Source organism: Croceicoccus sp. Ery15, from assembly GCF_020985305.1.
In the GTDB taxonomy this organism is placed as follows: domain Bacteria; phylum Pseudomonadota; class Alphaproteobacteria; order Sphingomonadales; family Sphingomonadaceae; genus Croceicoccus.
The window spans coordinates 2,274,489-2,286,981 of sequence record NZ_CP087588.1 but is presented as its reverse complement, the minus strand read 5'-3'; the positions used below and the strand labels follow the sequence as shown (position 1 = coordinate 2,286,981).

The window sequence follows — 12,493 nt, the reverse complement described above, 5'->3', positions numbered from 1 at the left end:
CGCGCAAGTCAGTTTATGAGTTTACGGCCTAGTTCTTCGTTCGAAAGGAAGCGCTCGCACTGGCGCTTGCGATTGGGTCGAACAGAACGGCATGGATTGGTATTTTCGAGCCGGTAGCCCCATTCCTCTGCCTTGTTCAGCATGTGCTTGAGGATTTCGAAAGTCCGGTTCGATGCTCCCGGCCCGGTCCGATTGTTGAGGTCCGCAAACCAGCTGGTGACGTAACCCTCGTTCAGTTCGTCAATGTAGACGCCAGCGAAGGCGTCATCAATATAGCGGCGTCGGTAGCCGGTGTGCGTATCCAGGGTCGATGCTTTCCAGCGTGGTGCCCAGCGACCCCAATACTCGGTCACGAAGTCGGCGAAGCTAGGAGCGGAGCGGATGCGCTGGCGTTCGGTCGCCGGATCGCGACCGACCTGCGCGTATGCGATGACGCGGCGTGCAACCATCTGCGCCTGGTAGCGGGTAAGGACCGATGCAGGCCCGATTGTCACCGTGCGCATACGACCTGCCATGCGGGTCTGCACAATGTAGACGTTTCGACCGCTCGGATAATGCCGGATGCCAAAGCCGTGCTCGACACCAAGCCAGGTCGTGGTCCGCGCCTTGCCTTTAGGAACGAGCTTGAAGTTTACGGTTGCCCCGACCTCGGCAAGCGCCTCCTCGACAATCTTCTTTAGACTGGCGGCGGTCATGGCCTGATGCCAATCGCTTGCGCCAGCGAGCCGGAAACCCGCTCGGCGGCTTCGCCGATCACGTCATCGGACAGGTGAGCATATTTTGCGGTCGTCTCGACCAGCTTGTGGCCAAGCAGCTTGCCAATGGTCGATAGCGGCACGTTGTCCATGATCGCGGTCGAGGCGAAGCTGTGGCGCAGATCATGGATGCGAACGTCGGGCAAAGCGCAGCGCCGCCGGAAGTTGTACCACCAGGTATCGAAGTTCAGCGGACATTTTCCGGTCCGGTTCGGAAAAACGAGAGCGCTGTCATCGCGCCGCTCGATCCCGGCAAGGACATCCTGGGCCTGCGTGTTGAGCCAAATCACCTTGGGGCCGGTCTTGCTATCTGGCAGCACAAGTCGTGGGGGTTTCACCCACTCCCAGCGCAGATTCTTGATCTCACCAACGCGTGCGCCGGTAAACAATAGTAGGCGAGCGATTGCGACCTCTGCCGGTCGGTCTGCCTCGGCCTCACGCAAAGCTGCCCCGATCCGGCGATATTCGGCTGGTGTCAAATAGCGCTCGACGCTTTGCCGCTTGTATCGTGGCATCCCTCGGCAGGGGTTCGAACCTGGCCGACGCATCTTGAGCGCTTCGGCATACTTGAACAGCGCGGAGAGCACGGGGACGGCGCGGTTGAACTTCACCTCGCTCTCTCCCGCGCATCCATCGCGCCAGCGGTGGATGTCTGGTGGGAGGATGTCCGCCACGCGCGTGTCGCCAAACGTAGGCTTGATGGTGAGCCGCCAAGCGTCCCAGTTCCGCTTGGTGGTCGAGGGCTTCCAGACGCGCGAAAGATCATCCCAATAGGCCTCAACGAAATCGGTCATCGTCGGGGTGGCCTTGACCACTGCGCGTTTGGGCAAACCATCAAGCGCGGCTTCCGCAAGAATGCGGCGGGCCTGCGCCCTTGCCAGCCCCGCCTCAAGCTCGTCGGTCCGGCCAAGGGTGATGCGGCGATGCTTCCCGCGATGGCGTAAGCGAACGAACCAAAAGTAGTTGCCGCTCGGCCTTACGCGCAATCCAAAGCCCGCAAGCTCAGTGTCCCAGATGCAGTATTCGCGTTCGCGCAGCGGCAGTTCTCGGCGGGCAAAATTGCCATCGAGAAGCGCTCTGCGCGCAGACATTCGACGCTTGGGGACCATATGGCATTCGCCCTCATGCAAACTGCCCCCAGAACCCTTGGAAATACTGTCATTTGCGGGGACCGCACGGCATTCAACAGCGCCCTCTCTGCCGAGCACTTTGAGCGTTTCGCGCACTGATTTTATTGCACTTTTTCCCAAAACACAGCAGTGCTACTGCGTACGGTGTGCCGTTTTTTCCCCTGGGCCTTGTAAACCTCGCGGTGCACAAACGTCCGTACTTGCGAGCGAGACCATGGTCGAGCTGAAATCATACTTACAGCGCACGGCAAGCTTGGTACTTGGCCCGTGTGTAATATGGGTGCACGAAGAAATATTCGGGCGTCCAATCAGCGAGGTTAGATTGTATGTGTTTTTCCGCCACAGCGAGTTTCGCCGCCGGCACCGTGCTGTTGGCAACCGGTGCCTTCACAATGCGAATGGCGCGCAACAGCGGCGAGAGACCCTACGCGCTGATTCCGATTCTGTTTGGCGTCCAGCAATTGATCGAGGGCGCACTTTGGCTGACATTTCCTGACAAGGCGCCGGTGCTGAAGACAGTTCTGACCTATCTCTATTCGATCTTTTCGCATGTTCTGTGGCCGATCTATGTCCCGGTGGCGGTTTATATGCTCGAGAGGGTAGCCTGGCGCCGAAAGGCCCTCATGGCGACGGCGATTGGCGGAACCCTGGTTGGGCTCTACTTGCTCTATTTCCTTATCCGCTTGCCAATCGTCGCGACAGCCGGCGACGGTCATATCGACTACGAATCCCCCCACTTCTACGTTGGCATCGTTATGACACTGTATGTCTTGGGCACCTGTGTCAGCCCGCTGCTATCCAGCCATCGCTGGGTCAACTGGTTTGGGGTCGGAGCAATCGTCTCCTTTCTTGCGGCAGGCGCGTTCTATCTCACTTGGTTCATATCGGTCTGGTGCTTCTTTGCCGCGGCGATGAGCGTGATCGTCCTGATGTTCTTTCTGCGTAGAGACACCGCCGTCTCACCCTCCCCCCCAATGGGCGAGCCGGTGCGCTAGTTTTTAAGAAGGGTGAGCTGGCTGCTATGGTTTCACCGAAGGGGATTGATGCTCAGGGTTTTCAGCCTGGTCCGCGCTCGTCTCGGCACCAGCGCAGGCAGACTGGAGAAAAAGGGGCTACGGACGGTGGGCATTCTCTAAAGGTGTAAGTGCATTGCCTGGCATGCGGGGCACTTTGCATAGTTCCGAAGTTCCCCGATGTCGTCGGTGCATTTCTTGCTCGCATTCGAGGCGGCCCGGCTCACCCCCAAGTTCATCAGCCGATCGAGAGCTTTAGATCGTCGCTGATCACGTATTGCGGAACGACCAAGTTCTTCGGTGCCGGCCCTTTCCGCACGCGTCCGGAGTTGTCGTATATTGACCCGTGGCAGGGACAAAACCATCCCCCATATCTTCCGCGATTTTCACCCACTCCCTGTCCCAACGGAATGCAGCCAAGATGCGTGCAGACGCCCACCACCACAAGCCACTCTGGTCGCTGCACGCGCGCAGCGTCCGTCTCTGGATCGATCAGCCCTGAAGAGGCATCGTCGGCTCTGGCTCGCGCGATCTCTTCAGCTGTGCGCCGCACGATGAATACCGGCTGCTCGCGCCAGCTCACAGTGATACGTTGACCTGGCTCAATCGGTTGCAAATCGACTTCGATCGTAGCTTGTGCAACCACGTCGGCCGATGGGTTCATGCTGTCGATAAGCGGCCAGACGGCTGCTGCGGCACCGGTTCCCGCGAACGCAACGGGCGCGATATGGATAAAATCGCGCCGGCGCACGCCTTCCGTCCCGCCGTCCTTGTCAGCACCGTTGCTCGCCGCAGTCCCGTTTCGACATCTATCCCGCTGGAAGATCGCCGAACCCAGATACCGCTCAAGGCCCAGTCAGGTAAGGACCTGCAGACCGGGCAGCGCGATGCCAGCTACCCATTCGAGAAATGCGCCGCCTCCAGTCGACACGTGGGTGAGGTCCGCAGTCAGACCGCTGTTGTTGAGGGCCGCAACTGTGTCACCGCCACCGGCAAGCGAGGTCAGCGATCCCTTTCGTGTCAGCTCGGCGGCCGCCTGGGCGATCGCAAAAGTCGATGTCTCGAAAGGAGGCGTCTCGAATGCACCGAGCGGGCCATTCCAGATGAGCAGCTGCGAGGATCGCAGCACGTCCAGAGTTTTCGCGACAGTGAGAGGCCCCAGATCAAGGATCATCTCATCGGCGGCGACATCTTCGACCAGGGCCGTGCGCAGCGAAAGGGGATGCGGCGTCAGTTCCCTGCCTACCATGACGTCCTGGGGCAGATGGATCTGGCACTTTCCCTGACTGGCACTCTTCAGAATTCGTAGCGCTGCATCCTCGAGGTTCCGCTCGGCGAGCGATCTGCCGATTGGCTTGTTCAGCGCGGCAAGAAAGGTGTTCGCCATCGCTCCGCCGATGATGAGGTTATCCACCTTCGTGCTGAGCTGCTCGAGGACGTTGAGCTTGCTCGAGATCTTGGCGCCGCCGATAATCGCGGTGGAAGGGCGCCGCCCGAGCCCGGTCGCCGATTGCAACGCCCCGATCTCGTCTTCCAGGGCGCGGCCCATATAGCTCGGCAGCAGTCTTGCCACTCCCACCGTGGATGCATGCGCCCGGTGTGAGGCCGAGAACGCATCGTTGACATAAAAATCCGCAAGGTCGGCCATCGCGCTTGCAAGCTCGGGATCGTTGCTTTCTTCGCCTGCGTAGAAGCGGGTGTTTTCCAGTAAGGCAACATCGCCCGCCTCTAGCTCGGAAACCGCGCGCTGCGCTCCCGGGCCAGTCCAGTCTTCGAGAAAATGAACCTCGTCTCCGAGCAGGGAGCTGTAGGTTTTGGCAACCGGCGCGAGCGAGAATGCCGCGTTCGGTTTTCCTTTGGGACGACCAAGATGCGAGAGCAAAAGGATTACCGCGCCGCGCCTTCTGAGCGCCATCACCGTTGGCAAGCTCGCTCGCAAGCGCGTATCATCACCGACCGCGCCGTCGTTTCCGATTGGTACATTGAAGTCGACCCGGACCAGCGCAATTTGGCCAGCGATTTCGCCCAGATCATCGAGGGTTTGCGGAACCGACATGCGACTATTGCTCCTTGCTGCAGGAATGGGGCGAAGTCGCGGCTCAACCGCGCGCGCTTCCCTCCATTAGGGACGGAATGGCGCGCGAAGGCTTACATAGCAGCAATGAGATAGCGAAAGGCGCCGCCGAAAAGTGTAAGTCGCGCGGGCTTCCGGCGTCCTTTTGGATCAGGTCCAGCAGGGGCGAACGCAAGGCATCTGCCAAGAGTGGCCTGATATGCGTCACGCCAGCGGAGCGCCGGGCGGCTTGCCGAAGCTCGCAAGGTTACAGGAAGGGAATGAGACAAATGAAAACAGTGCTGCTGCACGTCAATCGCGACGCCGGACAGGACAGCCGCCTGGCTGCGGCGATCGATCTCGTGCGAGATCACAAGGGCCTCCTCATCTGTCTGCAAGCCACAAGCTGGAATTCCTATGTTTTTATCGGTGATCCGTATGGTGCAAGCTATATTTCGCCCGAAGCGTTGCAATCGGTTCGCGATGCGGAAAATGAAGATCGCCAATTGATCGAGAGCCGCCTGGCGCAAGAAGGCGTTGAGTGGGAATGGCGCCGCGTCGAGGGTTCCGCAGGACAGGCGCTGGCTGCGCACGCGACGCTGGCCGATCTGGTGGTCATTAGTCAGCCTGAGCAGAAAGATGCCGTCCTGCCGCGAGCCGCGCCGCTCGTCGCCGATCTTGTCGTTCATATCCAGTCTCCTTCGCTCGTCGTACCGCTCGGCGGAAAGCGGTTCGCGCCCAGGGGGAATGCGATCATTGCGTGGAATGGATCCGCCGAAGCCGGGCATGCCGTTCGCTTGAGCCGATCACTCTTGCGCGATGCTGCTGAGGTCCACATCGTAACCGTCAGCGAGGACAAAGAAGGTTCGTCGCCGGACGAACTTGCGCAATATCTTGCACGACACGGCATCGAAGCGCAGACCCGGCGGCAACCCGCCGAAGATGCATCGATCTCTGAAGCGTTGGTGGCTGCGGCGAACGATGTTGGGGCGGCTTACATCGTGCTCGGCGCCTATGGGCACTCGCGTATCCGGGAAACCATACTCGGTGGGGTCACCCGGGAGATGATCCTGCACAGCCCGATCCCGATGATTCTCGCGCACTAGAGCAGAATAGGCATAAGGGATCTAGGCTAGTGTTGGACTGGCGGCGTCTTATCGATCGGCCAAACGCTTGACTGTCGAAGCCCGGTAGATGCGCTCGACGGCGCGCCCGAGCACATCGTTGAATTCCTGATCTTGCATGTGCGCCCGCAAATCCTGCAACAGAGCCCGGCTGAAGCTCGCGATCATCCCGCGGTTTCTTTCGAGCGCGGCGCAAGCGGCATCCTGGGAGAGCCCACCCGAAAGGGCGAGCACCCGCGCGCAGCTGGGATGGGCAACGAGGGGCGCGTAAAGCCCGTCCGAAACCGGCAGCGAGAGTTTCAGTACCACACGGCGGCCATAGGCTTGCCCATCGAGCGCATTACTGAGTTCGGCAAGAAGGATACTCTCGCACTCTTGGCGCGTTGCACTTGCGATATTCACTTCCGGTTCGATAATCGGCACAAGTCGCTGGTCGAGGACATGGTTGGCCAGCTCGAATTGCTGGCGCACGACGTCGCCGATCCCCTGGTGCGATGCGACGTTGATCACCGAACGCATCTTGGTGCCAAAAACGGCCCTTGAGCGCGCCCGGGACAGCAGGCTTTCGAGATCCGGCATGGGTTTCATGAGCTGGACGCCGCCTGTGTCTTTCTCCAACCCTTGGTCGATCTTGACGAAGGACACGATCCCCCGCCGCCAGAGAAACTCTGGCACCGGTACGGTGTCAATCTGCGCATCCATAGTGCGCTCGAAAAGGATGACGCCAAGCACCCTTCGCCCATCGATGCATGGGGCTTTCATGATCCGCACGCGCAATCCATGGATAAGCGCGAACATCTCGTCCTCGCCGGAATACCGGTCCGCGTCGATGCCGAAGGCCTGAAGGGCAGCAGGTGTCGAGCCGCCGGACTGGTCGAGGGCCGCTACAAAACCGGCACCACCCACAAGCTGCGCCATCATTTCCGCATATTTCATGGGGTCTCCCCGGCTCCAGTCTTTGCAAACGCGACCGATCGACGCGGCCGCGAATAATATCGTCAATGCGTAGAGAATGGACGCCTTTGGCAGCGCTTGATTACAAACGCCGCTACCGGCGAGCAGACCTTGGGCGGCAATACCCCTCGGTCAGTGAAGCAACTTCGCCGCGCGGGTTCTCCTTCTCAGGCCAGCCCCGCACAGTAATCCACCCGCATTTCGAGCGTCCAATCATGGTGAGGACACAAGAGGTCAGAGCGGGCTATGATAATCCGGGGAATTCAGATCATGTGGACAGCAACCCGGCTCCTGCTGGATGTGCTGAGCGCAATGATGCTGAATCGGATGGGGTTCGGTCGGCGCATGACCACGCTTCCGCAAAGGACCACGCGGCGTCTCGAAAATCTCGGCCCGACCTTCACCAAGCTCGGTCAGGCGCTGAGCGAGCGCCGCGATATCCTCGATGCGAACTGGGCCGCGAGCCTCTCGAACCTGCAAAGCAAGGCCGCTCCTTTCCCTGCCGATGCAGCGGTAAGGATCATCGAGCAGTCATTGGCCGCGAACACAGCAACGGCCTTTGCCAGTTTTGAACGCGACCCTCTGGCCGCGGGCTCGGTAGCCCAGGTCCACGCCGCAAAGCTGCATGACGGACGCGAAGTGGTCGTCAAGGTCCTCCGGCCCGGAGTGGGCGAGCAAATTGCAAGAGATATGCGCATTCTGCTCATATTGGTGCACCTGTTTCAGCATGTCATACCTGCGCTGAGACGTCACCGCGCGGCGGCACTGGCGAAGGAGCTTTCGCACAATCTGAAAAGGGAAACCGATTTCCGGCAGGAAGCGCGCAACATCCGCCTGTTCGCCCGCGCTTTCGCTGATTCTGAGACGGTTTACATTCCCGATGTCGTCGACGAGATGTCGGACGCCTCCGTCATTACGCAGGAGCGCAGCATGGGCACCCCGCTGGATGAGCGCGAGGCCATCGAGCGCGGCAATACGCTCACCGAGACTTTCATCGATTTCTATCTGCAACAGTTTTTCGTTCTTGGTGCCTTTCATGCCGACCCGCATCCGGGCAATTTGCTGATCATGTCGGACGGGCGTCTGTGCGTGCACGATTTCGGAGCTGTCGGCAGGCTCGACATTGGCACCCGCGAGGCTCTGCTCGGTTTTGTGGCAGCGTTCATTTACCTCGATTCCGAATGGCTCACCGATGCGGCGATCGACCTCGGTCTCCTTTCGGTCACTGCCGACCGCGCGGCACTTACCCGGGGCGTGGACGGTATCCTGGCGGAGTTGCGGGGCGCTGCCATGTCGGAATGGTCTCTTGCCAAGACCATGATCGATATCGGACGGTTGTCGGGGCACAGGACACTCAGCTTGCCGCCGCATCTGGCCGCCTTGGTCCGCACTGTGTTCACGGCAGAAAGTACATTGCGGAAGCTCGACCCCGAGGCGGATCTGCTGCTTGTGTTGCAGGCGACCGGAAACCGCTTGCTCGCGGAGCGACGCAGCGCGGCTATCGGCAATCTCCATACCCCCCGGCTCGAATGGGAAATCGCCCGATTGGTCCGGCGGGCGCCCGCAATCGGCGCCGGGTGGCTACAAAGGGTTTCCGCCGGGACGGCAGGGCATCCGAGCGGATCTCTCGCCCCTGGAAACAGGCTTGACCATGCTGTCAGGCAGGTCGCCTTGTCGATCGCCGCGCTCGGCAGCTACCTCGCCTCGGCAGCGCTGATGGTGGCCAATCGGGGTCCGCGCGTGCTTGGCGATATTCCCCTCCCGGCAGCCATCATCCTCGCAGCGGCCCTCCTGCTGACCATTCAAATCCTCATCCAATCGCGCCGTCAAAGCGAGCAACAACCATGAGGCAAATGCACAGCCAGGCAGCACACGCCACGGCTAGTGGCATTCCCCAAACGTCCCGGAGGGACCGCGCATGAACCCTGTCGTCGAAGCCGTTACTGCCCGTATTGCCAACCGTTCGAAGCGGCGACGCGACGCCTATCTCGCCTTCATTGACCGTCAGCGGGATGCCGGCCCGCGACGAAGCGCGCTTTCTTGCAGCAATCTGGCGCACGCATTTGCCGCTTCGGGCGAGGACAAGCAGACCATCGCGGGCGCCCATGCGATCAACATCGGAGTGGTCACCGCCTATAACGATATGCTCTCCGCGCATGCGCCCTATTATCGCTATCCCGAACAAATCAAGATTTTTGCCCGCGAGGTCGGCGCGACAGCGCAGATCGCGGGCGGCGCACCGGCGATGTGCGACGGCGTCACCCAGGGCCAGGACGGCATGGAGCTCTCGCTGTTCAGCCGCGATACAATCGCGCTCGCCACCGCGGTAGGGCTCAGTCACGCGATGTTCGAAGGTGCGCTCCTCCTCGGCATTTGCGACAAGATCGTGCCTGGCTTGTTGATCGGCATGCTCCGTTTCGGACATCTGCCTGCGATCCTCGTGCCCGCCGGGCCGATGCCGTCAGGGCTCCCAAACCGGGAAAAGGCGCGCATCCGCCAGCTCTTCGCCGAAGGAAAGATCGGGCATGACAAGCTGCTCGAAGCCGAGAGCGCCTCCTATCATGCCCCTGGCACCTGCACATTTTACGGCACCGCCAATTCCAACCAGATGATGATGGAGGTGATGGGCCTCCACGTGCCGGGCGCTGCGTTTGTCAATCCCGGCACGAAGCTGCGGCAGCAACTTACGCGCGCTGCCGTCCACAGGATTACCGAGATCGGATCTGAGGGCCAAGATTACCGTCCGCTAGCGCATTGCATCGACGAAAAGGCGATCGTCAATGCTGCCGTGGGCCTGCTCGCAACCGGCGGCTCGACCAACCACACCATTCATCTGCCGGCCATCGCCCGCGCGGCGGGCCTGGAGATCGACTGGAGCGATTTTGAGGAGTTGGGCACGGTCGTTCCGCTCTTGGCGCGGATTTATCCGAATGGCGGTGGCGATGTGAACGACTTCCAAGCGGCAGGCGGAATGGCCTTTGTCATCCGCGAACTCCTCGAGGCAGGTTTGCTTCACCAAGATGTCCTGACCGTCTGGAAGAACGATCTCGGTGCCTATGCAAAGCAGCCGGCATTAGATGGTGATGAACTTGTATGGCGCAGCGGTGCAACAATAAGCCGCGACGAAAGCATTTTGAGAACCGCTCAGGCACCGTTTTCGCTCGATGGCGGGATAAGGCTCCTCACCGGCAATCTCGGTCGCTGTGTCATGAAGACGAGCGCGGTTGCCCCCGAACGCTGGACAATCGAGGCGCCGGCGCGGATTTTTCCGGACCAGGATGACGTGCTACGCGCATTCGAGGCGGGGGAGATCGACCGCGACATGGTGATCGTCGTGCGCTTTCAGGGGCCGCGCGCGAACGGGATGCCCGAACTGCATAAGCTCATGCCACCTCTGGGCGTCCTTCAGGACCGCGGACTCAGCATCGGGCTTGTCACGGACGGCCGTATGTCAGGGGCTTCGGGCAAGGTGCCCGCGGCGATCCATGTCTGGCCCGAAGCGCATGCTGGTGGTCCGCTCGCGCGCTTGCGCGACGGCGACGTGGTGCGGCTGTCTGCGGATAACGGCGTGGTCGAAGCCCTGGTGAGCGAGAAAGACTGGAACGACCGCGAACCCGCCCTGCCGCCGCGGGACGAGCAAGGGCTGGGCCGTGAGCTCTTTGCGATGATGCGCCAGCACGCCGACGAGGCCGAAAAAGGCGCGTCAGCAATGCTGGCACTGGCGGGGCTTTAGCGCGGTGAATGCGAGCACTCCAGGAAAGCGCTCGTCCGCTCTAGGTTCAACGCCGCTTTACAAGGATCGCAGATGAACGTCCTGACCATGCCCGCGCGCCCCTACGATGATCAACGTCCAGGCACTTCGGGGCTCCGAAAACCGGTGGCTATATTCAGGCAGCCGCATTATCTCGAGAACTACCTGCAGGCGATTTTTGAGACGGTCGGCGGAGGCGCGAACCGGACGCTTGTCATCGGCGGAGACGGCCGCTTCTTCAATCGCGAGGCTATCCAGACAGCCAGCAGGATGGCGGCCGCGAATGGCTACAAGCATCTCGTCGTTGGCCGAGCAGGCCTGCTGTCCACGCCGGCAGCTTCCCATCTTATCCGAAAGCGCGGTGCAAGTGGCGGTTTGATCTTCTCGGCCAGCCATAATCCCGGTGGACCCGAAGGTGATTTCGGGATCAAATACAACTCCGCGAACGGAGGGCCTGCCTCGGAAACTCTGTCGCGGGCCATCTACGCGCGTAGCAAACGGATAGTCGCCTATCGCTTGGTGGACGAGCCCGACATCGACATCGATCGATTGGGTAAGGTCTCGCTTGGCGAGACCGAGGTCGAGGTGGTGGATCCGGTGTCGGACTACGCGGAACTTATGGAGACGCTGTTCGATTTCGAGCGCCTCGCCGAATTGCTGACGAGCACCAGTTTCAAAATGCGGTTCGACGCGATGCACGCGATCACCGGACCTTATGCGCGAGCAATCCTCGAGGAGCGCCTCGGGGCGCCGGTCGGAACCGTCATCAATGGAAAGCCCTTGCCGGATTTTGGCGGGGCGAAACCGGACCCAAATCTTGGGCGGAGCCGGAACCTGGTCGACTTCATGTTCGGGCAGGACGCCGTGAATTTTGCTGCCGCCTCGGATGGCGACGGGGATCGCAACATGATCCTGGGTCGCAAAATGTTCGTGACGCCAAGCGACAGTCTCGCCGTGCTAGCGGCAAATGCGCATGTCGTCCCGGGCTACAGCGGCGGTCTCGCCGGCGTCGCGCGCTCCATGCCGACGAGCCGCGCGCTCGACCGTGTCGCGCAAGAGCTCGGCGTTCCCTGTTTCGAAACGCCGACCGGGTGGAAGTTTTTCGGCAATCTGCTCGACGCCGGCAGGATCACGCTGTGCGGCGAAGAAAGTTTCGGGGCCGGGTCCGACCATGTCCGGGAAAAGGATGGCCTGTGGGCGGTGTTGTTCTGGCTCACGATCATCGCCGTTCGCGGCATGCCTGTACACCGCATCATTAAGGATCATTGGGATCGCTACGGGCGTCATTTCTATGCGCGGCACGACTATGAAGCTGTGGACGCCGCCGCGGCGAACTCGCTGATGGACGCCTTGCGCGATCAGGTCGGCGACATGGCTGGCAAGCGGCTCGCCGGGTCGATAGTCAGCACGGCCGACGATTTCAGCTATACCGATCCGGTCGACCGCAGCGTGGCCGAACGCCAGGGCATCAGGGTCCTGCTCGAAGACGGCTCTCGCATCGTCTACCGCCTCTCCGGCACGGGAACGGGGGGTGCGACATTGCGGATTTATCTGGAGCGGTATGAGGCCCGTGCGTGGTTGCACGATAAAGACGCCCGAAAAGTACTGAACGACCTTTCGTTTGCCGCAGGCAGTCTGGCCGAAATTCCGGCACGCCTCGGGCGCGAACGTCCATCGCTTGTAACATGAGACCCAAGCGCGTCTTGGCGCAGG

10 protein-coding genes are annotated in these 12,493 nt (G+C 61.0%); 5 read left to right on the top strand and 5 right to left on the bottom strand.

What is annotated here, in order from left to right:
* Window positions 1–8: 8 nt before the first annotated feature.
* Together LOZ77_RS11060 and LOZ77_RS11055 are read right to left on the bottom strand one after the other, a co-directional pair.
* Window positions 9–695: an integrase arm-type DNA-binding domain-containing protein gene (locus LOZ77_RS11060; RefSeq protein ID WP_230279185.1), complete on the bottom strand. Its 687-nt coding sequence runs from the start codon at window positions 693–695 to the stop codon at window positions 9–11.
* Entirely contained in the window at window positions 692–1,846 is a 1,155-nt protein-coding gene (locus tag LOZ77_RS11055) for a site-specific integrase (RefSeq protein WP_230279184.1), read from the bottom strand. The genes LOZ77_RS11060 and LOZ77_RS11055 overlap by 4 nt, the downstream gene beginning before the upstream one ends.
* A 365-nt stretch (window positions 1,847–2,211) precedes the next feature.
* Between LOZ77_RS11055 and LOZ77_RS11050 the strand changes: the two genes are divergently transcribed.
* Complete coding sequence (locus LOZ77_RS11050; RefSeq protein ID WP_088712504.1) at window positions 2,212–2,880, top strand: DUF6629 family protein; 669 nt, start codon at window positions 2,212–2,214, stop codon at window positions 2,878–2,880.
* 256 nt (window positions 2,881–3,136) lie between these two features.
* Here the strand turns inward: LOZ77_RS11050 and petA are convergent, their stop codons facing one another.
* Window positions 3,137–3,649, bottom strand: coding sequence for a ubiquinol-cytochrome c reductase iron-sulfur subunit (gene petA, locus LOZ77_RS11045; protein WP_199797721.1), 513 nt, complete (start codon window positions 3,647–3,649; stop codon window positions 3,137–3,139).
* Window positions 3,650–3,754: 105 nt separating this feature from the next.
* Complete coding sequence (gene pgk, locus LOZ77_RS11040; RefSeq protein WP_047822117.1) at window positions 3,755–4,954, bottom strand: phosphoglycerate kinase; 1,200 nt, start codon at window positions 4,952–4,954, stop codon at window positions 3,755–3,757.
* Between the two features lie 287 nt (window positions 4,955–5,241).
* Between pgk and LOZ77_RS11035 the strand changes: the two genes are divergently transcribed.
* Window positions 5,242–6,057 carry a universal stress protein gene (locus LOZ77_RS11035; protein ID WP_158246583.1) on the top strand — a complete coding sequence of 272 codons (816 nt, stop codon included), beginning with the start codon at window positions 5,242–5,244 and terminating at the stop codon, window positions 6,055–6,057.
* Between the two features lie 48 nt (window positions 6,058–6,105).
* Here the strand turns inward: LOZ77_RS11035 and LOZ77_RS11030 are convergent, their stop codons facing one another.
* Complete coding sequence (locus tag LOZ77_RS11030) at window positions 6,106–7,011, bottom strand: fructose bisphosphate aldolase (RefSeq protein ID WP_047822114.1); 906 nt, start codon at window positions 7,009–7,011, stop codon at window positions 6,106–6,108.
* Between the two features lie 288 nt (window positions 7,012–7,299).
* Here LOZ77_RS11030 and LOZ77_RS11025 point away from each other — a divergent pair, with 288 nt between their 5' ends.
* The 3 genes from LOZ77_RS11025 to LOZ77_RS11015 all read left to right on the top strand — a co-directional run bounded on the left by LOZ77_RS11025 (window position 7,300) and on the right by LOZ77_RS11015 (window position 12,469).
* The gene (locus LOZ77_RS11025; RefSeq protein WP_053059196.1) at window positions 7,300–8,877 is read left to right on the top strand and encodes an AarF/ABC1/UbiB kinase family protein; all 1,578 of its coding nucleotides are present in this window, start codon (window positions 7,300–7,302) and stop codon (window positions 8,875–8,877) included.
* 70 nt (window positions 8,878–8,947) lie between these two features.
* Window positions 8,948–10,762: a phosphogluconate dehydratase gene (gene edd / locus LOZ77_RS11020; RefSeq protein WP_047822112.1), complete on the top strand. Its 1,815-nt coding sequence runs from the start codon at window positions 8,948–8,950 to the stop codon at window positions 10,760–10,762.
* A gap of 72 nt (window positions 10,763–10,834) precedes the next feature.
* Entirely contained in the window at window positions 10,835–12,469 is a 1,635-nt protein-coding gene (locus LOZ77_RS11015; protein WP_230279183.1) for an alpha-D-glucose phosphate-specific phosphoglucomutase, read from the top strand.
* Window positions 12,470–12,493: the final 24 nt, after the last annotated feature.

Bases quoted from the DNA above. Each gene is read 5' to 3' on its own strand.
- LOZ77_RS11060 (WP_230279185.1), bottom strand. From the start codon at position 695: ATGACCGCCGCCAGTCTAAAGAAGATTGTCGAGGAGGCGCTTGCCGAG.
- LOZ77_RS11025 (WP_053059196.1), top strand. From the start codon at position 7,300: ATGTGGACAGCAACCCGGCTCCTGCTGGATGTGCTGAGCGCAATGATG.
- LOZ77_RS11050 (WP_088712504.1), top strand. From the start codon at position 2,212: ATGTGTTTTTCCGCCACAGCGAGTTTCGCCGCCGGCACCGTGCTGTTG.
- pgk (WP_047822117.1), bottom strand. From the start codon at position 4,954: ATGTCGGTTCCGCAAACCCTCGATGATCTGGGCGAAATCGCTGGCCAA.
- LOZ77_RS11015 (WP_230279183.1), top strand. From the start codon at position 10,835: ATGAACGTCCTGACCATGCCCGCGCGCCCCTACGATGATCAACGTCCA.
- LOZ77_RS11035 (WP_158246583.1), top strand. From the start codon at position 5,242: ATGAAAACAGTGCTGCTGCACGTCAATCGCGACGCCGGACAGGACAGC.
- LOZ77_RS11030 (WP_047822114.1), bottom strand. From the start codon at position 7,011: ATGAAATATGCGGAAATGATGGCGCAGCTTGTGGGTGGTGCCGGTTTT.
- edd (WP_047822112.1), top strand. From the start codon at position 8,948: ATGAACCCTGTCGTCGAAGCCGTTACTGCCCGTATTGCCAACCGTTCG.
- LOZ77_RS11055 (WP_230279184.1), bottom strand. From the start codon at position 1,846: ATGTCTGCGCGCAGAGCGCTTCTCGATGGCAATTTTGCCCGCCGAGAA.